The organism is Ochrobactrum sp. CGA5 (assembly GCF_006345815.1).
Taxonomy (GTDB): Bacteria; Pseudomonadota; Alphaproteobacteria; order Rhizobiales; family Rhizobiaceae; genus Brucella.
In genome coordinates, this window is the sequence record NZ_VCIG01000038.1 from 131,615 (window position 1) to 155,994 (window position 24,380).

Here is a 24,380-nt window from a genome sequence, read left to right on the forward strand (position 1 = left end):
ACCGACAGGCAGGCACAATGGCACGCGAACGTATCTATATCTACGACACCACTCTGCGGGATGGACAGCAGACCCCTGGGATTGATTTTTCAGTGGAGGACAAGAAGTCGATTGTCGCGCTGCTGGAAGAACTTGGCGTCGATTATGTGGAAGGCGGTTATCCGGGCGCCAACCCGACCGACACGGCCTTTTTCAAGCGTCGCCAGACAGCACGCGCCAAGTTCGCGGCCTTTGGGATGACGAAGCGCGCAGGCGTTTCGGCATCCAACGATCCGGGTCTTTCCAGCTTACTTCAAGCCTCTGCCGATGCCGTCTGTTTCGTTGCGAAGAGCTGGGACTATCACGTCCGTCTTGCACTAGGCTGTACCAACGAGGAAAATTTGGAGTCGATCACGGCTTCTGTCACGGCTGCTCGCATGGCGGGACGGGAAGCGCTGGTCGATTGCGAGCATTTCTTCGACGGATACAAGGCCAACCCCGAATATGCGCTTGCCTGTGCAAAGGCTGCCTATTCTGCAGGCGCACGTTGGGTTGTGCTCTGTGATACGAATGGCGGTACGCAGCCATCGGAAATTGCCGAAATTGTTGCCGCCGTGACGGCTGTAGTTCCGGGCGAGAGCCTTGGCATCCACGCTCATAATGACACCGAGCAGGCGGTAGCCGTCTCGCTCGCGGCCATCGATGCGGGTGTGCGCCATGTGCAAGGGACCCTCAACGGGATTGGAGAGCGTTGCGGCAATGCTAATCTCGTTTCGCTGATCCCGACACTGGCGCTGAAACCCTATTGGGCACAGCGTTTTGAGCTCGGGATCAAGCCGGCCGCGCTGAAAGGGATCACGCGGATCTCGCGCGCCTTCGAGGATATTCTAAACCGACCGCCTATGGAGCAGGCACCTTATACCGGTACTTCCGCATTTGCGACCAAGGCCGGAATCCATGCTTCCGCTTTGCTCAAGGAACCGCAGACCTATGAGCATGTGCCACCGGAAGCAGTTGGCAACAGTCGGCGCGTCATGGTGTCGGATCAGGGCGGGAAGTCCAATTTCATCGCGGAGCTGGAACGCCGTGGTATTCGGGTTGCGAAGGACGATGTCCGTCTGGATACATTGATTGCCGTGGTCAAGGAACGCGAAGCCGAAGGCTATGCCTATGAAGGCGCGGATGCGAGTTTTGAGCTTCTGGCGCGCAACATGCTGACGCCGCAGCCGGAATTCTTCAAGGTCGAATCCTTCCGCTGTCTCGTCGAGCGGCGCTTCGACGCCAACGGTATGTTGAAGACTGTTTCCGAAGCCGTAGTCAAGGTGGAGGTGGACGGCGAGGTTCGCATGTCGGTCGCCGAAGGGCACGGTCCGGTCAACGCGCTGGATATCGCGTTGCGCAAGGATCTTGGTCGTTTTCAGGTCGAGATAGAGGATCTTGAACTGGTCGATTTCAAGGTGCGTATCCTTAATGGCGGTACGGCGGCCATTACGCGCGTCCTGATCGAGTCCGGGGATGCGACTGGCGCCCGCTGGCGCACGGTCGGCGTGTCGGACAATATCATTGACGCATCCTTCCAGGCACTGATGGATTCGGTCAACTACAAGCTGATGAAGAACCGTTCGATGGCCGGACTGGCTGCTGCGGAGTAAAGCCGTCTGTTCACGGCGATTGATGCTTCAATCAGTTTAATTGAATGGATTTTATGGATTGTTGAGCGCATAGCAGGTGAAGTTCGATGCTTCGCATGCTGTAAGTGGCTTGCGACGCCTTCAGTTTCGACTAGGGGAGGGACGCATGTCCGATCAGACCATCACCGATACGCGCCTTTCTGACGGGTCGCGCGGATTTTTGATGGCTATCGGAGCCTATGGGCTCTGGGGCGCCCTGCCATTCTATCTCAAGGCACTCGGTCACATTCCGGCAATGGAAGTCGTGTCGCATCGCGTGATCTGGTCGGTTCCTGTCGCTTTGATGCTTTTGCTGGTTCTGGGGCAGTTCAAGAATATTCTTCATGCTGTTCGCCAGCCGCGCCTGTTGGCGATGGCTGCTATGACCGCCGCGCTCATAACTATCAACTGGTCGATCTATGTCTGGGCCGTTGCTAACAATCAGGTGATGGGGGCTGCCTTGGGTTATTATATCAATCCCTTGTTCAATGTGGTTCTCGGGGGCCTCTTCCTCGGTGAAAGATTGACTAGGGTTCAGTATGTCGCCGTCGGTTTTGCCTTCGCTGCCGTGCTGCTACTGACCGTCAATGCAGGCGGTCTGCCATGGGTATCGCTGGCGTTGCCGCTGACCTTCGGTCTCTACGGTTTCTTCCGTAAATCCTTGCCAATGCCGCCTCTGCAGGGCTTCACGCTTGAGGTTCTCCTTCTATGCATTCCGGCACTGGGCTATGTGTTGTGGCTGGCGGCAACCGGCCAGGACCATTTCTCCACCGGCTCGACGTTTAATGTGTCAATGTTGCTTCTGGCTGGGCCTTTCACGGCCATTCCGCTGATCCTTTATGCCGGTGGCGCGAAGCTTTTGCGCTACACGACGCTAGGCCTCATGCAGTACATGACACCGACGATGCTGTTTTTCTTTGCGATCTTCATCTTCCACGAACCGTTTTCAAGTGCACAGCTGGGGGCATTCGCGCTGATCTGGGCAGGGCTTGCGCTCTATACTTGGTCAATTTTGGTTGAACACCGCCGGGGGCGGGCAAAGGGCTGATGTTCACGATTTGCTGAATACGATCCCCTTCCGGTGGATATTGCACCGAAAGCCTTATTTTGGCCGCTGTCTTTGCCAGTCTCCCGCCAGTAATCCTAAAGCGGAGAATTGTTTAATATGGTCTTCTGGTCAGCGCCAGCAAACGGAAGGAAAGTTGCTGGGACTGCGGAGCCAGATTTTGCGGCCTTCGTGACGACTCCGCGGGGTGCACCGCTCTCGGCCCACAGTTTGAAACCATTCCGGCAGGTTCGGTTCTCACTGCATACACATCTGAGGTTCTGTCTGGCGCTGACCGTTGCAATCGTCATTGCTGGGGGCGGGTTTCTATTCACTACTGGCCGGCTGATGCGGCATAGTCGCCCCGCGCAACCCGTGATGGCAAATCCGACCAGACTGGTTAGAACAAAGGCGGCTGCAAAAGAAGCGCGCTTGGTGCCGGCTGGCAGTGGGGATCAGGCTATCCATGTGTCGCGGCGCATCGATATAGCTGAGGGTCTTGAGGATGGCGCAGCGCGGCTCTACACCTATCAGCATGTCGTTCTCGACCTAAGGGGTACGAGACGTGATGCAGTTGATAATGTCCTCCACGAAGAGGATTCCTCGACGGAAGTACAGGCTAGCCCATCCAAGGACGAACTGGAACGCGGCGTGCCGATCAACGTCAGTCTGGCGAGGCCCGATGTCAGTAATTCGGCGAGAGTACATGAGATTGTTGTCGCTCCGCAGTCCCGGGAGAAACTGGATGCGCTGCTCCATGCTGCCGGCATTGCCGTTGAGGATAGCCAGCGTCTGGAAGCTGCATTAGGCAAGACTGAGCTGAATGCAGGTGATCGGCTGGAGCTGCTCGTCGCGAAGTCGGAGATGGTCGCCGGTTCGGATGGACAGCAGCACGTCACGCTCGCGCGTTTTGAACATGGCGACGTAGGCAAAGCCGTCTATGGTCGTGCTGACGATGGTGTTTTTCGGGCAACGGGAAATGAGCGCCTTTTTGCGCGCCTTTCCCGCGATGCGATGCTGACGGCCTATCATCCGCAGAATATCGTGGCTCACAGTGGCTCCATTCCATCGCGGCTGAAGCAGGCGGGAGCGCCCGACGTGATCGTCGGAGAGGTTGAGAAGTTGGCTTCTCAAAACAATATTGCGCTGAAAGGTCTGAAAACTCCCGACTTTATTGACCTTCTTTTCCGCAAGAGTGCCGACACGAAACCGGAACTGGTCTTTGTCGAGTTTATGGTGGACGGAAAAAGCCGCCGCCTTTATCGGCATGAAGGCAACGGCGGCGCCGATTATTTTAACGAAGACGGCTCATCCATGACCAAGTATCTCATGCCGAAGCCTTTGCCGAATGGCCGTCTCAATGACGGTTTCGGTTGGCGGATTCATCCCGTTCTGCATGTTCGCAAACACCACAATGGCGTCGATTACGATGCCCCCATAGGCTCACCGATCGTTGCAGCCGGTGACGGCGTCGTGGAACTGATTTCCTATCAAAAGGGATATGGCAAATATGTCCGTATTCGCCATCAGGGCGGCTACAGCACAACCTACGCGCATCTTTCAGCGGCCAGAAAAGGCTTGAAGGTTGGTGAGCACGTCACGCAGGGCGAGGTTATCGCCTATGTCGGCTCGACGGGCTACTCCACTGGCCCGCATCTCTATTATGAGCTGAAGGTTGGCGATCAATATGTCGATCCATTGAAGGCACGGCTCAACGCTGGTGAAAAACTGACCGGCTCATCACTGAGCAGCTTCCGCGAAGAAATCCACCATGTGGATCAGATCGTCAAGGAAATGAAGTTGCCAGTCATGACTGTTGCACCCGAAACCACGAAGTCAGATTCGGGAAAGGACGAGCGCCATCAATAGTTACTTCGTTGGGCGATAGGCGTTTGCCAGCGCGACAAACTCCTCGACGCTGAGCGTTTCCGCGCGGCGCGTTCCGTCGATACCGGTCTTCTCGAGAAGTTCGGCCCCGCCAACCGGTTTCAGGCTCTGGCGCAGCATCTTGCGGCGCTGCCCAAACGCTGCTTGCGTTATCTGGCCGAGCGCGTTGGCATTGCAAGGCAGCGGGTCTTCACGTGGAATGATATGGACGACCGACGACATGACTTTCGGTGGTGGTGTAAATGCTTGCGGCGGTACATCAAAACTGATCTTGGAAACGGTTCTCCATCCGGCAAGCACCCCAAGACGTCCATAATGATCGCTGTCCGGCGTCGCGACGATACGCTCGGCGACTTCCCGCTGGAACATCAATGTCATGGATGAATAGAAGGGCGGCCATGGCTCGACCAGCAGCCAGTTGAGAAGAAGTTGCGTGCCGACATTGTAAGGCAGATTGGCAACGATGCGCGGCTTCGGTCCGTCTGGAAACAACGCTGAAAAATCCTGCTCAAGAGCGTCGCCAGAAATGATGCGTAGACGCCCCGGGTAATGCGCTTCGATCTCTGCGAGCGCATCCAGGCATCGTTCATCCCGCTCGATTGCAGTGACATAGGCGCCTTGTGCCAGAAGCGCGCGGGTCAGTCCGCCAGGGCCTGGGCCAACCTCGATAACAGGCTGATCCTGCAAGTCGCCCGCCTGACGGGCGATCTTCGATGTCAGATTGAGGTCGAAAAGGAAGTTCTGGCCGAGTGATTTCTTCGGCATCAGATCATGCCGTTCGATTACCTCGCGAAGCGGGGGAAGGCCATCAATACTCATGCCATTTGTACTCGTTAATGTGCGTTGGCGGTGTTTTCAGCCAGTTCCTGTGCAAGACGAATGGCTGCGACAAGGCTGTCCGGGCGGGCAATGCCTTTGCCTGCAATGTCGAAAGCCGTGCCATGATCCGGCGAGGTGCGAACGAAGGGAAGGCCCAAGGTCACATTCACAGTTTCATCGAAAGCTAGTGCCTTGGCCGGGATAAGAGCCTGATCGTGGTACATGCAGACCGCAGCGTCATAGGTTGCACGGGCCGACGCGTGAAACATCGTATCGGCGGGCAGGGGTCCTCGAACGTCTATTCCCTCGCTGCGTAGTGTCTCAATTGCAGGCAGGATAATGGCATCATCCTCCTTGCCCATTGCCCCGCCTTCACCCGCATGCGGGTTAAGTCCAGATATGGCAAGACGCGGCGCGAGAATTCCGAAACGTTCTCGCAGTGCGATGGCGGTGATCCGCGAAACTTCGATGATATCGGTAGTGCTTAACCGAACAGGCACTTCAGAAAGCGGAATGTGTATGGTGACCGGAACGGCGCGAAGCTGCGGACCAGCCAGCATCATGACTGGCGTAACAGGCCTGCCCAGATACTTGCTGGCGAGCTCTGCCAAGAATTCCGTGTGACCCGGATACGGGAACCCAACTTCATAAAGCGGCTTCTTTGAAATTGGACAGGTGACAACTGCAGAAGCATCCCCGTTCAATGTAAGTTCGACTGCGCGCTCAATGGCTTCGATGATGCCTGCGGCGTTTTCCGGCAAGGGTTTGCCGGCGCTATCCGCCAGCTTGTTTGAGAGGGGAAGCACCGGCAATGCTCGATAAAACACGCGGTTTGCCTCAGTAATGGTGGTGATGGCCTCAATGTCGACGTCAAGTCCGAGATGCCGAGCACGCGCGGCAAGCTGCACCGGATCGGCCAGCAGCGCGAAGGGCGGCAACGAAAGCTCGTCGCGCTGCAACCAGGCAACAAGCGCTACATCGGGGCCTATGCCAGATGGATCGCCAATGCTGACGGCGAGAGGAGGAACGGGCACTGCGGACATCGCGTCAATAGTCCAATAAATACGGACGAATCCGTCAGGTAAGTTTAGCGATTGACGATTTTCGCCCTTTCGCGCAGTTCCTTGAGGTATTTCTCGCTGAGCTGTTCGGCCTTCTTTTCCTGACCAGCAGCGGAACCCGTATCTTCCATAGAGAAGACGAGCTGGGCGACGCGGTCATCCGACACCTGCCGGGTTGAACACACGGCCAGGAATTCAACGCCCTTTTCAGTTTCTTGAGGCGGAGTGGTGCGGCCAACCGACGTGGCCTTGACCGCTTTCGACCATTCGTTCGGCAACTGCTGCTCGATGATACGACCGAGATCGCGAACGGTCACGTCAAGAATGCCCTTGGCTTGCTGACGGGTTGCATCGCAATTCTGGAAGCGCGAGCGAAGCGCATTGGCTTCCTGTTTCCGCTTGGCGAGTAGGGCCGGAGAACGCTTGGAGGACGGTACCACGAAGATAACCTGCTGCAGGCGATACTCGGTTGCCACTGGCTTTTTGCCACCATCCTTCAGCATGCGCTGAACGGCTTCCTGTTCGCTTATCATACCGGTGGCGCGGAACCGGGCGCTGACGAGGCGGCCCCAGCCCATCTGGACCATGATGTATTTCTTGAAATGATCCGGTGTAACGCCCGACTGGTTCATTAGTTGGTTGAGTTGAGTAAGGCTCATCTTGTTGCGGCTGGCAAATCCCGCATAGGCCTCATCAACCTGCCGGTCGGAAATGTTGATGCCGCGCGATTTCATTTCGATGCGTTTCAGCATTTCGTCCGTCAGCTCCTGCTTGGCAATCTCGTTGAGATTGCCGCCCTTGCGCTGCAACTTCAAAAAGGCCACGCGGTGCCCAATGTCGCCGTTGGTAATGGCGTTACCAGAAACGATGATCTTGACCTCGGACGCTGCACCTGCCGCGAATGCAGGAACCACAACGGTTCCAAGCGACGTCAGACAGACTGCGGCGCTCAGCATGGAGGCGAAGAGAGGTCTTGCAATCATCATTTTTCTTTCCCGATTCCTTCCGGTCGATGAACGACAATCCTTATCGGACGTATCCCTTTATGGTCATTATCGTTGGTCAGCCAGACAATTCATCATATCAGAGGCTGATCATAAACTGCTTGTATAGATGACCCAGTGCGGCGAAACAATGACCCAAAAGCTATTTTGCGAAGCTTGTATCGTCTCAATACTACAGAAAGAAAGCCAAATCAGGTTCTAAAGTGCAAATTTCTTTGACGAATAAAATGAAAAGACCGGAAGCATTTCCAACGCTTCCGGTCCGTCAAGTTTAGAAAGTCTGACTACCGCTGCCTATGTCGCCCAGAGTGCGCAGCGAAATGTTGAAGCCGACGCTATGGGATGGCTTATCATCGCCCGGATTACGGGTTTGAACATAAGCCATGGAGTACGTAAAGCACTCATCATCATAGGCGAGGCCGGACGACGCACGGACCAGCGTTTCGGAAACCATATCATATGTGCCTGAGCCAAAGACACGCCAGTTTGTGTTGATACGGGCCGTTGCCGACCCTGTAATTTCCTGACGGAGGTCGCTATAACCATAGGCAGGCTGCGGGGCGATGTAAGCGTATTGTGCTGAAACGGTCAGCTTCTGCCAGCTCTTCTGGGCTTCAAGTTCGCCACGCTGCACTGCGAAACTGTCCTTGTCGAAGCGTCCACGAGCGGCCAGAGCAAGGCCGGTCGAATTGGACGTTCCGATCATGGCCACATAGTCAGAGCGCGCATCCTGCAGGCCGGATTCTGCGCCGACATTGACGAAATCGCTCGTGCCGTAGGAGTTTACGCCACCCAACTGGAACGACTGACCGCCGAGGGCATACAGGGCCCAGTCGCTGTTGTTGAAGTTGCCCGAATAACGCAGGCCGAGATTGGCGCGAGTTCCGCCTTCAACACGATCATAACCCGAGAATTTATCGCGCGAGAACAGGTTGGTCGCATCGAATACGAAGCTCTGGGCATCTTCATTGGGCAACTCGCCCGCATAGCGCTCGTTGTTGCGAACATAAAGCTGTGCGATCGGCTCGATGATATGGGTCGAGCTGGTGGTCGAGAATAGGATTGGCCAGCGCAGTTCAAGTCCTGCGGTTGCCATGGCGCGAAGCGCTTCCGAGCGTACCAATGCGTCCGTATAGCCGGCGGCCGCCGGATCGAAATTGGTATTGGCGCCGATTGCATCACCGCGCAATGCCAGCAAAGGCGTGATGACCAGACCGGCAGGCGTGATGAAGGTGCGCTTCCATTCTGCTTCCGTGGTCAGGCGTGCGTTGGTTCCATCAAAACCGGGAATGCGAGGATAACGAGGGCCGATAAGATTGTTGTCGGCATCCCTAATCGCAGGCGTATAATTCGCATTCTGACGATAGAGAACCTGCAGATTGGTGGTGAAATTCAGTTCACCGCCATAGACGGGTTCCGGCATCGTGTATGAATAATCAAGGCTCGGGAAAACCCAAGGCTGCTTCGAGTGCATCTCGTTAGGATCATTCGCCAGCAGCGATTCCTGCACATTGAAGCGATAGAAATTCAGATCGAAATAATTACGGTTGTTGATGCCTGTAAGATATATCTTCGACACCTGAGTTTCAGCATTATAGCCTTCAAGGCCATAGGTGCGGCTGAAATTGCGGTCGGTCTGCGCCATCACATCCCAGCCAAAACGCCAGCGCGAATTGAGGTCAAAATCGCCTTTCGAGGCAATCATACCGCGATTGTCTTCTTCGCGATCAACGGTGTTGGGATCGAATTCACCCGGCTTGTTTTGGTGAATGCCAGCGATGCGAAGATTGTAGGTACCGTTCTCCAGACGATGACGCCATTCAGCTTCAGTCAGGAAACCCTGCTTCGTATAGGCTGTCGTGGAAAGCGTGAGATCATAATTAGGGGCAAGTGCCCAGAAATATGAGTTCTTGATGCCTACACCCAGGTCATCCTTGTAGGAAAAACCCGGAAACAGGAAGCCGCTCTTGCGCTTCACCGTTGGGTCAGCCATCTCGAACGCCGGGAAATAGGCAAGCGGCATGCCGAAGAGCTCGAAGCGGCCATGTTCGAAACGGACCGTTTTCGTCGTGCTGTTCCAGATTATCTTGCGGGCTTTGATCTGCCAGAGAACAGGCTTGTCCGGGTTCTTTGCGCAGGGTTCGCAAGCCGTATAAACGCCGTTGTTGAACGTCGTGATTTCACCGTTGCTGCGTTCAGCGCTTTCAGCCGCAAAGCGGGTGTTGTCCGTTGTCTCGACGCGAAGGCCGTTCACGAAGCCGTCGCGGAAACTATCGGTGACGTCCATATGGTCGGAGTAGATCTTGTTGCCGTCACGTTCGACGACCTCAACGTTACCCGAAGCGGTCATGCGCCGCGTCTGCTGGTTATAGGTTACCTTATCCGCAACGAGACGATTGCCGTCATATTCGATGCGTACCTTGCCCTGAGCCGTGACGGTATTGACGTCGCGATCGTAGACAAGCTCGTCAGCTTGCAGAAGCATGCGTGCGTTTGGATCGCTCGTGTAATTGGCAGCAAGAGCTTCCTGTGCCGATGCGGGCGAGGGCAGGGCTGCGACAGAAATGAAAGGCAAAGCAAGGACGCACGCCAAGGCCGTCCCGCGCGTCAGGCGCGAGAGCGAATGGGGCAATACCATGCGGGCGTTACTCGAACCCACTAACCATCCTCCTTATGCAACAAAAAGGAGACACCAAAGAATGTCGCGATAATAACCGGAACCCAGGCAGCCACGAATGGCGGAACGAATCCCGCATTCCCGAATGCCTTTACTAGCACCGAAACGACATAAAGCATGAAGCCTGCGATAACGCCACCCAGAATCATAGCTCCCGACTGACCAAATCGCACAAATTTCAACGACACTGTTGCAGCAATGAGAGTCATCGCCATCAGCAACGCCGGCAATGCCAGAAGTGACTGGTATTGCATGTCAAATGCGTTTGCAGAGTAACCGAAGGAACGTGCGACCTCGATCTTGTGGCGCAACTGCGTGAAGGGAATTGTGTCGGGAGCTGCCAGCTTCTCTTCCACATATTCTGGACGAAGCTGCGTCTCAATCTGAAAACTCGATATTTTTTGGGGTTCTTCGCCGCGCGCGAATCGCGTCACGTCGGTAAGCTCCCAGTAACCGTTCTTCAGCTGTGCGGTTCGCGCGTCGTAGCGTACCTTGATATTCTTTTTTTCATCGAACTGAATGAATGTCGCGTCAGCAAGTGTCGCGCCCTGATCCAGAATGCTCTTTGCGCCGATAATAGTTTCGCCTTCGTCGGTTTTCTGGCGCAGCCATGGATCGCGCAAGGCAGAAACGTCGGTAACCTTGCCCGTCTTCCACGTTGATGCAATTTCGTCGGCCTTGGCAAATCCGTAAGCGGCGAACGGATTGAGGATGAAGATCGTCGCCAGGCCAAACAGGAAAGCGCCGAAGCAGGCAGGCAAGAGGAACTGCCAGGCCGATACCCCAACCGAGCGCGCTATGACCAGTTCGTATTTTCTGTTCAGCGAAATGAGCGTCGCCATTGCAGAGAACAGGGCAACGAACGGGATCATCTGCTGCATGATGAATGGCACACGCATGGCGGAAAGGCCAAGCGCCGCCAACACCGAATAGTCTGGCAGATTTGAAAGCTTGCTCGCGTTCTCAGTGAAGTCGAGAAGTAACGACAATGCGAAGATGCCCAGCAGAAAATAGAATGTAATCTGCACATAGCGGATGAAGAAATAGCGTCCGAGTGTCCAGCCGATCATGCCTGACCTCCAGCATTATTGCGGGAACGTCTGGTGAGACGGGCATAGAGTTCCGAAACGCGGTTTCTCACCCGGTCGAAATTATCGAGAATGCGGTCGTTCCATTTGTCCGGCAAGCCGATCCGTCGCCCGGTGGCGAGCGCAAAGCCTGTGACAAGAATAACAGCGGCGGGAACCAGATACATAACAACCATGTACCCTGCGTCCTTGTCCGCCCGGTCAGATGCGAAATAACCTGCCCAATAGACAAGAAGTGCGGTGCTTATTGCCGAGAACGATGCAGAGACGCGAGCTTCGCGATGCGAACGGGAATCACCCGCAAATGCCAGTGCAATCATCGCAAAGACAACCGGATAGAGCCATTGCGTCAGACGCCGGTGCAATTCCGCCTTGTAGCGCAACGGACGGGTCTGGAGGATCGGGTCGTTCGGGTCAGGGTTCAACAGATAGGAAAGAGGGCGGTCTTTCGCGTAGATAACAAAATCGTCGCCAGCCGAGGCGAACTGGCTGAGATCGAATGCATAGGAATCAAACTTGATGATCGAAACCGTGCCATCCGATACGTCACGCCGCTGTACTTCGCCATTTTGCATCAAGAGCATGTCGCCGCTTGGCGTTGAAGCAATCGCGCCATCTGCAGCATAATAGATGAGGTCAAGCGATGGATCACGGGAATCGGCGATGAAGAGCCCACCAATGCTGCCGTCGGCCCGTCGTTCCGCGACTTGAATGTAGAGATTGTCCGCAAGCTTGCGGAAATTGCCTTCCTGAACGATGACATTCATCAGGTCGGCGCTGGCATTGGCGATCATCGCACGCATGTTCATGCGTGCATAAGGATCAACATAATTGGCGACGAGAAACGACACGACGGAAATAACGGCGGCGAGAATCAGAATGGGGCGCATCACCGCGCTTCGCGGGGCACCGGATGCATTGATGACGACCAGCTCGGAATCCTGGTTCATAGTGGACAGCGTCTGCGTAATCGCAATGATCAGCGCAAACGGCATCACAAGCGGGATGGCTGACGGAATCAACAGTGAACTGAACTGGATGATGGTCTGGAATGTCTGGCCGCTTGTGGTCAGAAAGTCGATGCGCTGAAGCACCTGCACGGTCCAGGTAATGCCGACTGCCGCCCCAAGCACTGCGAGGAACATGATCGCCACCCGGCGCAAGATGTATAACTCAATCAATCGCATAGGTGGAGTCTACATCCCGGTTCCGTTGAAGAGTGCGCACCTGAAAAATGGCTGCGGCACTCGTGATAATCATCAAACTTAATGACGCTTGGCTAAGATTAGCCCAATAAACGCAGTTAACAGATTACTAACACCATCATGAAGAGGCCAGCTCTGCCATTTCCTTAATGGTTGATGCGTGGGGCCAAGGCAACCAGTTTTTGCGGAAAGCATGTATGACGGAGTTGCAATTGTATCCTGCAGCGTTTTCCTCGATCTAAAACTGGGCAATCTGGGATCTGCTCTTGCTGTTTCGCCATATTCGTCTCACATGAGTGGGGAAAAGTCGCGACACAATCGTGTCATTCTCAAATCGACACCAAGTTTGGAGTTATCATGTCTAAACGTCCTTCGATCTCTTTCAGCGATTTTGCAGCACCGGCAAGAGGCGTGTCCATTGTCCTCGTCGCGAAGGGCGGCGGTTTTGCAGACGAAGCGGCGCTGGCCGTGGGTGGTGCGGAAAAGATCAAGCGTATTGCAGAAATTTCCGGGTTCACGGGTGCTCTGGGTAAGACGGCGGAAGCGATCGAGACGACTTCCAGCGGTATCGACAAGATCGTTCTGGTCGGCGTCGGCGAAACCGGAAAGCTTGGCAATGACGATTGGCTCAAGATCGGCGGCGCGGCGTTCTCACGAATCGGTAAAGCCGAGCGCGTAACCGTGACGCTTGCATTGCCTGAAACCACCATCGCCGGTGACGAAGCGGCTGATCTCGCGCTCGGCATGATTCTGCGTTCCTATAAGTTCGAACGTTACAAGACGCGCAAGAACAATGAGGAAAATGGCGAGCCGAAACACGCTGCCAAGATCAGCATTTGCGTTGCCGATCCGCATACGGCAAAGCGTGGTTTTGAAGTTGCCGAAGCCGTCGCGGACGGCGTTATTCAGGCGCGCAATCTCGTCAATGAACCTGCGAACATTCTCGGTCCGGTCGAGTTCGCACAGGAAGCCGAAAAGCTCGAAAAGCTTGGCGTAAAGGTTGAAGTCCTTGGTGAGAAGGAAATGAAGAAGCTCGGCATGGGCGCGCTTCTGGGCGTCGCACAGGGTTCCGTTCGCCCGCCGCGACTGGTTATCATGGAATGGCGGGGGGCGAAGAGCAAGGATAAGCCGGTTGCATTCGTCGGCAAGGGTGTGGTGTTCGATACAGGCGGTATCTCCATCAAGCCTGCCGCGGGCATGGAAGACATGAAAGGCGACATGGGTGGCGCGGCAGCCGTCACGGGCCTGATGCGCGCTCTGGCCGGTCGCAAGGCAAAGGTCAACGCCATCGGCATTATCGGCCTTGTCGAAAACATGCCGGACGGCAATGCGCAGCGCCCGGGCGACATTGTTACGTCCATGTCGGGGCAGACGATTGAAGTCATCAATACTGATGCTGAAGGCCGTCTCGTCCTCGCGGATGCGCTGCACTATACGAATGATCGTTTCAAGCCGCGCTTCATCATCAATCTGGCCACTCTTACGGGAGCCGTCATGGTCGCCCTCGGCCAGTATCACGCTGGCCTCTTCTCCAATGACGACGAGCTTGCAGACCAGCTCTATGATGCGGGTCAGTCGACCGGTGAAAAGCTGTGGCGTCTGCCGCTGGGCACCGAATACGACAAGATGATCGATTCGAAGTTTGCCGACATGAAAAACAGCGCCGGCCGCTATGGCGGATCGATTACAGCGGCCCAGTTCCTGAAGCGCTTTGTCGGCGAGACTCCTTGGGCGCATCTCGACGTGGCCGGGACAGCCATGGGATCGCCCGCAAACGAGTATAGCCAGACATGGGCCTCCGGTTATGGCGTGCGCCTGCTTGACCGTCTTGTCCGTGATCATTTTGAAAGTTAAAACTCTTTCTGAACAACAGGATAGGTGAAGAAGCGGAATCAGTTTCTTCACCTGTTCCCGAAACGGATAATGCATGGCGGAAATTCTCTTCTACCATCTGACTGAATCGACACTCGATGAGGCTTTGCCCGGTCTGGTCGAGCGGTCGCTCGGGCGCGGCTGGCGCGTCACGATACAGACTGTCAGCGAAGAAAGACGCGATGCGTTAGACAGTTTGCTCTGGACCTTCTCCGATACATCCTTCGTGGCGCATGGCACCGATAAAGAGCCTCATCCCGAACACCAGCCGGTATTGTTGACCACCAGTGAAGCCAATCCGAATGGAGCAACGGTACGCTTTCTCGTTGAAGGCGCCGGGCTGGAACAGGCGGATGCTTATGAGCGTCTTGTCGTCATGTTCGACGGGCATGATCAGGATCAGCTCGATATTGCCCGAGGGCAATGGAAGAATTTCAAGGCAGGAAATCACGACTTGACCTATTGGCAGCAAACGCCGGATCGCCGCTGGGAGCGCAAAGCGTAATGCGCGCGCTATTCATTTTAATGATCGCCGCCGGTTTTGGCCTTGGCATCGGTTATCCATGGTATATGCGCCATTTCACCGGTAGCGAAATCGGTCGCTGGACCATGCTTGAAAGCCGCCAAAGCGGCTTCAAGATACAGGAAGTCAGGCTGTCGGCGAATGATGGTCCTGTTCGCGTCTTCATTGATGCAACCCCTCTGCCGGGTTACGTGCCAGCGGAACGGCGTTCGGCGGTGACGCTTGCAGTCAGCCGTGACGGCCAGCCGGTTCTCTCCCAGGGACTCGATTTTGTCTCCGCTAGCGGTTCCATGAATAGGGACAGCCCGCAGGATGGCAGTGTTCTGCGTCAGAGCGCTGGGGACATCGACCCAGTCATTCCGGGGCTTTATGCATTTCGTCTGGTTCAGGGAAACACGGACGGGCTTCAGCTTTCAAAAGCCGATCTGGTGTTGCGTCGGGGAGCCGAAACGCCTGACGAGATTTATACGACCATAGGTCTTATCCTTGGCGCATTCGGTCTTTATGCTTTAATGCGCACGCGCCTGCGTCCCCAGAGCTGATTGATGACGATGCTCTGCAAAATTTCCGACAGATTGCTGCTGTTGCTACTTTCGGCTCTCGCAGCGCTGGTTGCGCTGATACCGCTCGAAAAGTTGGGCCTTTTTGGCTCTTCCTTTGAAGGTGAAAGCGGTTACGCTGCCTTTTACTTTGGGTTTCCCGTTTTGACAGTTGTTTTCGCGCTTCTGGCGGTGCGGCTCATGCCCCGTCCTTTGCCGGTTGTCGTGCGCGTCATTGGCTGGGGTGTACTCGGGATCGCTATCGTCCTAGGGCTCGTCTAGAATATTGCTCGAAGCCGTGGCTGCTTTAATCAGCCATGGCTTCTTCGTATTCGGTGGAAAGTTCCAGCCACTTGTCTTCAGCATCCGCAAGTGCAGAACGGGCATCGCTCATATCCTTGTTGATGCGGATCGCCTTCTGAGGTTCCTTTTCGTATAGCGCCGGATCTTCCAGTTGTGACGAGAGTACCTGAATCTGTTTCTGTAGTTTCTGGATCAAGCCTTCGGTTTCCTTGATCTTTTTCTGCAACGGCGCCATGGTTTCGCGTTTCTGGGCGGCGAGTTTTCGCTGTTCGGCCTTATTGACCTTGGCGTTATCGTCGCGGTCGGCGACCGATTCACCCTTGGCATCGGCCAGAACGATCTGCCGGTATTCATCAAGATCGCCTTCAAACGCCTTTACGCCGCCTTCGCGGACTAGCCAGAGCCGTTCCATCGTGGCTTCGATAAGATGGCGGTCGTGGGCAATCAAGATAACCGCGCCGTTGAAGGCGTTGAGCGCATGCACAAGCTCCTCGCGGCTGTCGATGTCGAGATGGTTGGTCGGTTCGTCGAGGATCAACAGGTTGGGGCCATGAAAGGTCGCAAGTCCCATCAGGAGACGCGCTTTCTCGCCACCGGACAGGTCTTTGGCCGGTGTCAGCATCTTCTCGGTCGAAAGGCCCATCTGCGCAACACGCGCGCGCACCTTCGCCTCCGGTTCCGTCGGCATGAGCTTGCGCACATGCTCGATGGCATTGTCTTCGGGGATCAGATCATCCATCTGATGCTGTGCGAAGAACGCGACTTTCAGGCTCGGCGAAAGCGTGAGCGTGCCTTTTTCCGGTTGCAATCGTCCGGCAATCAGCTTGGCCAGCGTCGACTTGCCGTTGCCATTCGAGCCGAGCAACGCAATGCGATCGTCATTGTCGATACGCAGGGTCACATTACGAAGGACGGGCCTGCCCGGCACATAACCGACGTCGGCATTATCAAGTGCGATGACAGGCGATGCCGTCTTTTTGTCAGCATCTGGAAAACGAAACGGCTGCACATTGCTTTCAACATAAAGCTCGATTGGCTTGAGCTTTTCCAAAGCCTTCATGCGCGATTGCGCCTGACGGGCCTTCGTTGCCTTGGCACGGAACCGTTCCACGAAGGCTTCCATATGCTTGCGATGGGCTTCCTGCTTTGCGTGGGCCTTCTGCTGCAATTCCAGCATTTCATGACGCTGGCGCTCGAACTGATCGTAATTGCCACGCCAGAAGCTGATCTTCTTCTGGTCGAGATGCATGATCGAGCTGGTCGCCGAGTTCAGCAGATCACGGTCGTGGCTGATGATGATAACTGTGTGCGGATAGCGCTTTACATAGTCGACCAGCCACAGCACGCCTTCAAGGTCAAGATAGTTGGTCGGCTCGTCAAGCAGCAGCAGGTCCGGCTCCGCGAAGAGGACTGCGGCCAGAGCCACGCGCATGCGCCAGCCGCCTGAAAAGGCGGATGCAGGCTGCAATTGTGCTTCGGCATTGAAACCGAGGCCAGACAAAATAGCCCCTGCGCGCGCTTCCGCGGAGTGAGCGTCTATGTCGGCAAGGCGGGTGTGAATTTCGGCAATACGGTGCGGGTCGGTCGCCGTATCAGCCTCTTCAAGCAGGGCCGTGCGCTCCCTGTCGGCCTTCATGACGATTTCGATCAGCGGTTCTTCAGTGCCGGGCGCTTCCTGCGCCACTTGGCCGATACGGGTGTTTTTGGGAAGCGAGATGCTGCCTGTTTCCGATGCAAGATCGCCCGTTATCACACGAAACAGTGTAGATTTGCCGGTGCCGTTGCGGCCGACGAAGCCCGTCTTCGATCCGGCGGGCAGCGTTACGCTGGCATGATCGATTAGGAGGCGCCCGGCAATTCGTACGGAAATATCGTCAAGGATAAGCATGGTGAAAGCGCTTTTGCACGGCTTGAACTGTTTCTGCAAGTATCAAGCGAAACGGCGCCCGCCTTCGGATCGCTGAAACTGCGAAAGGTCGAGCGACGGAGCGTCGGTGCCGAGCCGCGTCAAAGCCGCGTGAATCTGTCCGCGGTGATGGGTTTGATGATTGAACAGATGCGCCAGCGAAGGTGCAAGCCTTTGACTCATCGTGCGCATGTCCGAAATGGTTGTATAGGTAAAGCGGCCAGCGAGTTGGTCGGCGTTGAGGGATTCGGTATATCGGCAGATACGTTCATCTTCGGCATTACGCAGATCTCGCAGCGTGATGAAATTATCGGTGATGATGGCGTCGAGTTGCTTTGGATGGTCGCCTTCACCGGTAAACCGCTTCATCCAGATTCGGTCGGTGACCAGAAGATGGTTGAGCGTGCGATGGATCGAACCGAAAAACAGCCCGAGATCGAGACGATATTCCTCGTCGCTCAGATTGGCGGCAGCGGCATATAGCAGTTCGTTGGCCCAGCGATTGTAACACGAGAACATTTGAAAATGCTGTTCCATAGCAGTCCCTCGCTATCCGATAGCCTGAATCAGAGTGGCATTATCTATGCCTTCAAATTTCCGTCGTCTCAAGCTGCTAGGCGATCTGCGATGTGTTCTAAATTGAACGGCCTCTTGGCAATTCGGCATATCGACGGTATAGAGCCTCACTTTTCCGAAATTTCCCAGCGAACAAGGTGTCATAATGGCAATCGAACGTACCTTCTCCATGATCAAGCCCGATGCGACCCGCCGCAACCTGACCGGTGCAATCACTGCCAAGCTCGAAGCAGCGGGACTGCGCGTCGTCGCTTCGAAGCGCGTCTGGATGAGCCTGCGTGAAGCTGAAGGCTTCTATGCTGTTCACAAGGATCGCCCGTTCTTCGGCGAACTGACCGAATTCATGTCGTCCGGTCCGACGGTCGTTCAGGTTCTGGAAGGCGAAAACGCTATCGCCAAGAACCGCGAAGTCATGGGTGCGACCAACCCGGCCAACGCTGACGAAGGCACCATCCGCAAGGAATTCGCCCTGTCGATCGGCGAAAACTCCGTGCACGGTTCGGACGCTCCTGAAACCGCCGCAGAAGAAATCGCATACTGGTTCTCGGGCACCGAGATCGTCGGCTGATCCCGTCCGGAATTCAAAGAAAAAGCCCGGCATTGCCGGGCTTTTTTGCTTTAGAGACTTTGCGCGAGCCTTGCCATTTCTTTCCCTTCGTCATCGAAGAGAACAAGCTTGCCCATATCGATCTTGTAGGACTTAGTCTTACCGAGCACGTCGAGGAACTTACGCTCCTGATTCATGAGGGCAGGCGGGCATTGAACATAGGTCGATCCGATATCGGCGAAGGAAATATTCTCCCCGGCCACGGTCGCCTTGCTGAAATAACGGTTGCAGCCGCCTGAACCGCTGACGGCACCGTCGGTCGAAACCGTCAGGGTCGTTTGCGCGTTGTCGATCACCCCGCCGCCCTGAATGTCCTCCGCGAGCCAGTCCTTGCCCTCAATACCGATGGCCGCGCCTTCATCACCGCTCTTGCGAACCATCACGACTTTGATTTCGGCAGCTTCGTCGGGGGTCTGGGGATTGATGGTGTAGCGTTCGTCATTGACAAACCACAGCGTATCACCTGCCGAGATACGTGCCTGCAGGGCATAAGTATGGCCAGGCTGAATCTGGTCCGTATCAAAATTGATGGCAAACGGGATAGGCGACCCTTGAACGGATTCGATGCGTGTTTCGCCAATGACTTTGGATGGAGCATCCGCCAGCGAAACGTCAGAAAGCTGAACCGTCAGGTTTGCTTCCGGTGGCAGCGCGATACGCTCGCGGTACATGACCTTGCCGCTGATTATTTTTTCCGCTGCCATACTGCTTGTCGGCATGGAGGTGGTCAGGAACAAGGCAGCGCCACCGAGCGCGCCAATGCCGACCACAAGTGCCGCAGCAATTGAAAGGGTTTTCGCCAGTCCATTTCGCATCGTTATAGCCCGAAACTTTCGTTCCCGCACGCGTTGTTTGTTGCAAGACAGATGGCGCTGATGCGGATTCCAATCTGTCTGTCATCATTGCTTGTCAGCATCTGATTCAGAAAGCCGACATTAGCGAAATCTTCATGTGAAAATTGTGGCAGCGCAAGCATGCACTGACAAAATTACCCTTTATTTTAGGGATTTGAATAGTTAATTCGCAATTAAAATGAGAAGTGCGATCAATAGAATAGCCAGTAATCGAAAGATTATGGCTGTTCCCAGCGCTCGCGCAACCTTTCGTCTTCCTCTTTGGATGCCACCCAGCCGCCGACCGAGCCATCTGCAAGATGCTCCCTTTTCCAGAATGGAGCATCAGTTTTCATGTAATCCATCAGGAAAGAGGCGGCTTCGAAAGCCGCATGTCGATGTGATGACGCTGCTGCGACCAGAACGATGTTTTCGCCCGGTTTGATAAGCCCATAACGGTGAATGATCGTAAGGGCTGTTATCGGCCAGCGCTCGATGGCCTGTCGGGCGATGCGGGTGATTTCCGCTTCGGCCATGCCCGGATAATGCTCCAGTTCCAGAGCAGAAAGCGTGCCGCTTTCATTGCGACAGAGGCCGGTAAAGGTGACGATGGCGCCGATATCCGCGCGTCCATGCGCAAGCTTGCGCAATTCTGCAGCCGTATCGAAGTCATCGCTTCTTATTCCGACGAAAACTGGGCATGTCATTTGGGCATTTCCAGTGTTGCTTGAATCATAAAAGATGCCCTATGTTTTGTCTGTACGCATTATCCTATGGAAAACCGCTCCATACTTTTTCTGGAAATGCTCTGATCCGCCCATTTCATCCTCCCGTCATAGGTGGAAAGAGCGCAACTTCATCGCCATCATTCACGAGCTCAATATGCTCGGCATGTTCTTGATTGATCGCAGCGCGAATGACGAGCTCGTGCTCGAAGGCCGCTTCATATTCCTCGCCGCGCGATTTCAGGTGGCTGATCAGATCACCCACAGTAGTTTTGGGTGAGGGGAGTTCGATCATCTCTTCACCCTTACCGATTTTCTCACGCACCCATGCGAAATAGACGAGCTTTACCGTCACTTGATCAATCCATTACGTGTTTCAGGCCCGCCTTGAAGTAATCCCAGCCCGTATAAAGCGTAAGAAGTGCCGAGACCCAAAGCAGGGTAATGCCAATTTCCGTTACATAGGGCATAACTTTGTCACCGGCAGGGCCTGCAAGCAGAAATGCCAGTGCGATCATCTGCGCGGTGGTCTTCCATTTGGCAAGACGGGAAACGGGAACGCTGACCTTCAGTTCGGCAAGATATTCGCGCAGGCCCGAAACCAGGATTTCACGGCAAAGGATGATGATTGCAGCCCAAAGCGTCCACCCGGCAATGGTGCCGTCAGCAGCCAGGAGCAGCAGAATGGCGGATACGAGAAGCTTGTCAGCAATCGGGTCAAGCATGCGACCGATGGTCGATGTCTGCTTCCAGATACGGGCGAGATAGCCATCGAAGAAGTCCGTGATGCTCGCCACGGCAAACAAACCCAGAGCGGTCCATCGGGCGAAGTCACTCGATTCCAGTTTACCCTCGACAAAGAAGCACAATACCACAAGGGGGACGGCGATTATCCGACCGTAAGTGAGGATATTGGGCAAGGAGAGGGTATGTTTGTTCTGCATTGTTCCGCCGCGTCGCTGTCAGAGCCATCCCTGTTGCAAGGAAAATGCCAGGCCCGCCCTAACTATTTGTTTTTACGTGTCTCCGCCAAAACGACTTCACAGTTCGTCGGAGACGCATCCGTGCACATCAACAGGGATGACCGATAAAATCAACACCTGCGCATATATTCTACCGGGACGTAATGACGCTTGCGCCTAAATTCAGGACAAAATTACGTCATCTGTCACGAAAATGGTCGTGAATCGTCTTGGCCATGGCCTCCGAAATGCCTTCAATTTGCATCAAATCGGCGACAGCAGCCCGGGAGACCGCTTTGGCGGTCCCGAAATGGTGCAGAAGCGCACGCTTTCGCGATGGACCGATTCCCGCGATCTCATCGAGCGGATTCTTGACCATCTCCTTCTTGCGCCGAGCGCGGTGTGTGCCGATGGCGAAGCGGTGCGCTTCGTCGCGCAGGCGCTGGATGAAATAGAGCACGGGGTCGCGTGGCGGCAACGTGAATGGGTTCTTGCCTTCCACGAAGAAGCGCTCGCGTCCCGCTTCACGGTCAACGCCTTTGGCGATACCGATTGCATTGACAAGATGGCTGATCCCCAACTCGCCGAGAATTTGTCTGACCGCGCCGACCTGACCTTGTCCGCCATCGATCAGAATGACATCCGGCCATGCAGGAAAGGTGTCGGTTGTTTCTGCGTCGACAGGTTCTTCTGGTGTTCCATGTTCCTTTACCAGCCGTGAGAAACGCCGCTCTATCACCTCGCGCATCATGCCAAAATCGTCACCCGGCGTAATATCGATCGAGCGGATATTGAACTTGCGATATTGATTTTTGACGAAGCCCTCCGGCCCGGCGACGATCATGCCGCCGACAGCATTCGTACCCATGATATGCGAGTTATCGTAGACCTCAATCCGGCGCGGTGGCTGGGACAGGCCAAAGGTTTCGGCCATTCCTTGCAACAGTCGCGCTTGCGACGAGGTTTCGGCAAGCCGCCGTCCAAGCGCTTCCCGCGCATTGGTGAGCGCGTGATCGACAAGGTCCTTCTTCTCTCCGCGTTGGGGCACATTGACCTGTACCTTGTGCCCTGCGCGTGTCGAGAGTGCTTCGGCGATAAGCGATTGTTCCTCAACAGCCTCGGACAATAGAACGAGACGCGGACATGGCTTGTCGTCGTAGAACTGGGACAGAAATGCCCCCAGAACTTCCGCCGGGCCAAGCGAGCTGTCGGCTTTGGGGAAATAGGCGCGATTGCCCCAGTTCTGACCCGTGCGGAAGAAGAAGACCTGAATGCAGGTCATGCCGCCTTCCTGATGAATGGCGAACACGTCGGCTTCTTCCACTGTCTGCGGATTGATGCCCTGATGGGATTGCACGTGAGAAAGCGCAGCCAGACGATCCCGGTAAACAGCGGCGTGCTCGAAATCGAGGTCAGCCGATGCGGCCTGCATCGCCGTTGCAAGATGGTCTTTCACCGACTGGCTCTTGCCGGAAAGAAACGCCTTGGCCTCGTTAACAAGTTCGGCATAGTCCTCGTCGCTGATTTCATGAGTACAAGGGCCCGAACAACGCTTGATCTGAAAGAGAAGACACGGGCGCGTACGGGTTTCAAAAACTGAATCCGTGCAGGTCCGAAGCAAGAAGGCGCGTTGAAGCGCGTTGATCGTGCGACCGACAGCACCGGCAGAGGCGAAGGGACCGAAATAGTCTCCCTTGCGGGACCGTGCGCCACGGTGCTTGAAGATGCCGGGTGCTCGATGGTCACCGGTCAGGAGAATATAGGGAAACGATTTGTCATCACGCATCAGCACGTTGAAACGTGGACGCAATCTCTTGATGAGATTGGCTTCGAGCAACAAGGCTTCGGTTTCCGTCCGGGTGACGACAAATTCCATTGTCACCGTTTCGCGGATCATCCGGGTGATGCGGTTCGAATGGCCGATACCGCGCGCGTAGTTTGAGACGCGTTTCTTGAGATTGCGTGCCTTGCCCACATAGAGCACATCGCCATCGCTGTTGAACATGCGATAGACACCCGGATTGTTCGGCAGGCGCTTCACGAAAGCGTTGATTATGTCCTGACCGCTTAGGCCGGCAATGTCCGGTAGGCCATCCGAGGAATCCCATTGAATGGAACCGGCAGCGGACAGCGAGGCCGGAACGTCGACTATATCGTCGATCTCGTCATCATCTTCGGTTTCCGCGTCACCAATGATAATACCGGCCACATCCTGCTCTTCATCGGAGGGCAGGTCCGCGACGGCATTCTCATTGTTCTTGCGGTTTCCAGTCATTCCGTAATTCCTGCAATATCAGGGGTTTCCCAGGCTAGGTGCTGCCCGCCATCGAGCGCGATCATCTGGCCGGTGACGGAACGGCTTTCCCAGAAATAACGAATAGTACGCCCAAATTCCGACAATTCCGGTGCACGCCGCAAAAGAAGTTTCTCAACTTGCCGCTCGAAATCACCCTGCTTCTGCCGTTCGCTCGGCAATGTCGGGCCGGGGGCGATTGCGTTGACCCGGACTTGCGGTGCAAGCGCCTGCGCCATGGTTCGGGTCGCATTCCACAGGGCGGTCTTTGAAAGCGTATAGGAAAAGAAGTTCGGGTTGAGCTTCCAGACACGCTGGTCGATGACATTGACGACAAGTGCATCCGCGCCGCCGGGCAGGGCTTTTGCCATTTCTTCAGCAAGCAGGATTGGCGCCTTGAGGTGGATTGCAAAATGTTTGTCCCACAGCGTCATGTCCAGTTGGCCAATGCTGTCGTCTTCAAACAGCGATGCATTGTTGACCAGAAGCCGGATCGGCCCGATCTGCCGCGACGCATCTTCCACAAGATTGCGTACATCTGATTCGGATGAAAGGTCTCCACGCACGAGGCAGGCTTTCCCGCCTTGTTCGTTTATGAAAGTGGCAAGCGCCGCTGCTTCATCATTGGAATGATTGTAGTGTATTGCGACTGGAAAGCCGTGGGCGGCAAGGTCCTCGACAATTGCCTTGCCAATACGCCGTGCGCCGCCGGTGACCAATACCGGACATTCAGCAAACAGGCGGGGCTCGTGATCGTTCAACACGGTAAATACTTTCTTATTGAGATTCTTCGATCTTTTTCATGC

At 55.3% G+C, this 24,380-nt stretch carries 22 protein-coding genes; 8 read left to right on the top strand and 14 right to left on the bottom strand.

Annotated elements, in window-relative coordinates:
• Nucleotides 1–17 precede the first annotated feature (17 nt).
• The 3 genes from cimA (at nucleotide 18) to FJQ48_RS13540 (ending at nucleotide 4,563) form a co-directional block, all read left to right on the top strand.
• On the top strand, nucleotides 18–1,631 hold the full coding sequence (cimA, locus tag FJQ48_RS13530; protein WP_139975542.1) for a citramalate synthase: 1,614 nt from the start codon (nucleotides 18–20) through the stop codon (nucleotides 1,629–1,631).
• Nucleotides 1,632–1,776: 145 nt separating this feature from the next.
• The gene (gene rarD, locus FJQ48_RS13535) at nucleotides 1,777–2,697 is read left to right on the top strand and encodes an EamA family transporter RarD (protein ID WP_139975543.1); all 921 of its coding nucleotides are present in this window, start codon (nucleotides 1,777–1,779) and stop codon (nucleotides 2,695–2,697) included.
• Between the two features lie 117 nt (nucleotides 2,698–2,814).
• The gene (locus FJQ48_RS13540) at nucleotides 2,815–4,563 is read left to right on the top strand and encodes a M23 family metallopeptidase (RefSeq protein WP_139975544.1); all 1,749 of its coding nucleotides are present in this window, start codon (nucleotides 2,815–2,817) and stop codon (nucleotides 4,561–4,563) included.
• Here the strand turns inward: FJQ48_RS13540 and rsmA are convergent, their stop codons facing one another.
• From rsmA to lptF, 6 genes are all read right to left on the bottom strand, one after another.
• A complete protein-coding gene (gene rsmA / locus FJQ48_RS13545) occupies nucleotides 4,564–5,400 on the bottom strand; it encodes a 16S rRNA (adenine(1518)-N(6)/adenine(1519)-N(6))-dimethyltransferase RsmA (protein ID WP_139975545.1) in 837 nt (278 codons plus the stop codon).
• A 14-nt stretch (nucleotides 5,401–5,414) separates the two neighbouring features.
• Complete coding sequence (gene pdxA / locus FJQ48_RS13550; RefSeq protein ID WP_139975546.1) at nucleotides 5,415–6,443, bottom strand: 4-hydroxythreonine-4-phosphate dehydrogenase PdxA; 1,029 nt, start codon at nucleotides 6,441–6,443, stop codon at nucleotides 5,415–5,417.
• Between the two features lie 44 nt (nucleotides 6,444–6,487).
• A complete protein-coding gene (locus tag FJQ48_RS13555; protein WP_139975547.1) occupies nucleotides 6,488–7,447 on the bottom strand; it encodes a peptidylprolyl isomerase in 960 nt (319 codons plus the stop codon).
• A gap of 289 nt (nucleotides 7,448–7,736) precedes the next feature.
• Nucleotides 7,737–10,103: an LPS-assembly protein LptD gene (locus FJQ48_RS13560; protein WP_139976288.1), complete on the bottom strand. Its 2,367-nt coding sequence runs from the start codon at nucleotides 10,101–10,103 to the stop codon at nucleotides 7,737–7,739.
• Between the two features lie 20 nt (nucleotides 10,104–10,123).
• Nucleotides 10,124–11,212 carry an LPS export ABC transporter permease LptG gene (gene lptG, locus FJQ48_RS13565; protein ID WP_139975548.1) on the bottom strand — a complete coding sequence of 363 codons (1,089 nt, stop codon included), beginning with the start codon at nucleotides 11,210–11,212 and terminating at the stop codon, nucleotides 10,124–10,126.
• On the bottom strand, nucleotides 11,209–12,417 hold the full coding sequence (lptF, locus tag FJQ48_RS13570; RefSeq protein ID WP_139975549.1) for an LPS export ABC transporter permease LptF: 1,209 nt from the start codon (nucleotides 12,415–12,417) through the stop codon (nucleotides 11,209–11,211). The genes lptG and lptF overlap by 4 nt, the downstream gene beginning before the upstream one ends.
• Before the next feature lie 375 nt (nucleotides 12,418–12,792).
• On the opposite strand from lptF, the gene FJQ48_RS13575 reads away from it, so the two are divergent.
• The 4 genes from FJQ48_RS13575 to FJQ48_RS13590 all read left to right on the top strand — a co-directional run bounded on the left by FJQ48_RS13575 (nucleotide 12,793) and on the right by FJQ48_RS13590 (nucleotide 15,651).
• On the top strand, nucleotides 12,793–14,289 hold the full coding sequence (locus FJQ48_RS13575) for a leucyl aminopeptidase (protein ID WP_139975550.1): 1,497 nt from the start codon (nucleotides 12,793–12,795) through the stop codon (nucleotides 14,287–14,289).
• A 73-nt stretch (nucleotides 14,290–14,362) separates the two neighbouring features.
• Entirely contained in the window at nucleotides 14,363–14,812 is a 450-nt protein-coding gene (locus tag FJQ48_RS13580; RefSeq protein ID WP_139975551.1) for a DNA polymerase III subunit chi, read from the top strand.
• On the top strand, nucleotides 14,812–15,372 hold the full coding sequence (locus tag FJQ48_RS13585; protein ID WP_139975552.1) for a hypothetical protein: 561 nt from the start codon (nucleotides 14,812–14,814) through the stop codon (nucleotides 15,370–15,372). Before FJQ48_RS13580 ends, FJQ48_RS13585 begins: the two co-directional genes overlap by 1 nt.
• 3 nt (nucleotides 15,373–15,375) lie before the next feature.
• Nucleotides 15,376–15,651, top strand: a complete 276-nt coding sequence (locus FJQ48_RS13590) for a hypothetical protein (RefSeq protein WP_139975553.1) — start codon at nucleotides 15,376–15,378, stop codon at nucleotides 15,649–15,651.
• Between the two features lie 25 nt (nucleotides 15,652–15,676).
• Here the strand turns inward: FJQ48_RS13590 and FJQ48_RS13595 are convergent, their stop codons facing one another.
• Nucleotides 15,677–17,560 carry an ABC-F family ATP-binding cassette domain-containing protein gene (locus FJQ48_RS13595; RefSeq protein WP_139975554.1) on the bottom strand — a complete coding sequence of 628 codons (1,884 nt, stop codon included), beginning with the start codon at nucleotides 17,558–17,560 and terminating at the stop codon, nucleotides 15,677–15,679.
• A 42-nt stretch (nucleotides 17,561–17,602) separates the two neighbouring features.
• Complete coding sequence (locus FJQ48_RS13600; RefSeq protein WP_139975555.1) at nucleotides 17,603–18,115, bottom strand: DinB family protein; 513 nt, start codon at nucleotides 18,113–18,115, stop codon at nucleotides 17,603–17,605.
• Between the two features lie 184 nt (nucleotides 18,116–18,299).
• Here FJQ48_RS13600 and ndk point away from each other — a divergent pair, with 184 nt between their 5' ends.
• On the top strand, nucleotides 18,300–18,722 hold the full coding sequence (gene ndk, locus FJQ48_RS13605) for a nucleoside-diphosphate kinase (protein WP_006466421.1): 423 nt from the start codon (nucleotides 18,300–18,302) through the stop codon (nucleotides 18,720–18,722).
• Nucleotides 18,723–18,772: 50 nt separating this feature from the next.
• On the opposite strand, the gene FJQ48_RS13610 is transcribed toward ndk, so the two are convergent.
• The 6 genes from FJQ48_RS13610 to FJQ48_RS13635 all read right to left on the bottom strand — a co-directional run bounded on the left by FJQ48_RS13610 (nucleotide 18,773) and on the right by FJQ48_RS13635 (nucleotide 24,338).
• Complete coding sequence (locus tag FJQ48_RS13610) at nucleotides 18,773–19,576, bottom strand: YbaY family lipoprotein (RefSeq protein ID WP_139975556.1); 804 nt, start codon at nucleotides 19,574–19,576, stop codon at nucleotides 18,773–18,775.
• Nucleotides 19,577–19,833: 257 nt separating this feature from the next.
• Nucleotides 19,834–20,301, bottom strand: coding sequence for a molybdenum cofactor biosynthesis protein MoaE (locus FJQ48_RS13615; protein WP_139975557.1), 468 nt, complete (start codon nucleotides 20,299–20,301; stop codon nucleotides 19,834–19,836).
• Between the two features lie 115 nt (nucleotides 20,302–20,416).
• On the bottom strand, nucleotides 20,417–20,674 hold the full coding sequence (gene moaD, locus FJQ48_RS13620; RefSeq protein ID WP_139975558.1) for a molybdopterin converting factor subunit 1: 258 nt from the start codon (nucleotides 20,672–20,674) through the stop codon (nucleotides 20,417–20,419).
• Between the two features lie 4 nt (nucleotides 20,675–20,678).
• The gene (gene pgsA / locus FJQ48_RS13625) at nucleotides 20,679–21,263 is read right to left on the bottom strand and encodes a CDP-diacylglycerol--glycerol-3-phosphate 3-phosphatidyltransferase (RefSeq protein ID WP_139975559.1); all 585 of its coding nucleotides are present in this window, start codon (nucleotides 21,261–21,263) and stop codon (nucleotides 20,679–20,681) included.
• Between the two features lie 217 nt (nucleotides 21,264–21,480).
• Complete coding sequence (gene uvrC / locus FJQ48_RS13630; RefSeq protein ID WP_139975560.1) at nucleotides 21,481–23,556, bottom strand: excinuclease ABC subunit UvrC; 2,076 nt, start codon at nucleotides 23,554–23,556, stop codon at nucleotides 21,481–21,483.
• Nucleotides 23,553–24,338 carry an SDR family oxidoreductase gene (locus FJQ48_RS13635; protein WP_139975561.1) on the bottom strand — a complete coding sequence of 262 codons (786 nt, stop codon included), beginning with the start codon at nucleotides 24,336–24,338 and terminating at the stop codon, nucleotides 23,553–23,555. The genes uvrC and FJQ48_RS13635 overlap by 4 nt, the downstream gene beginning before the upstream one ends.
• Nucleotides 24,339–24,380 lie beyond the last annotated feature (42 nt).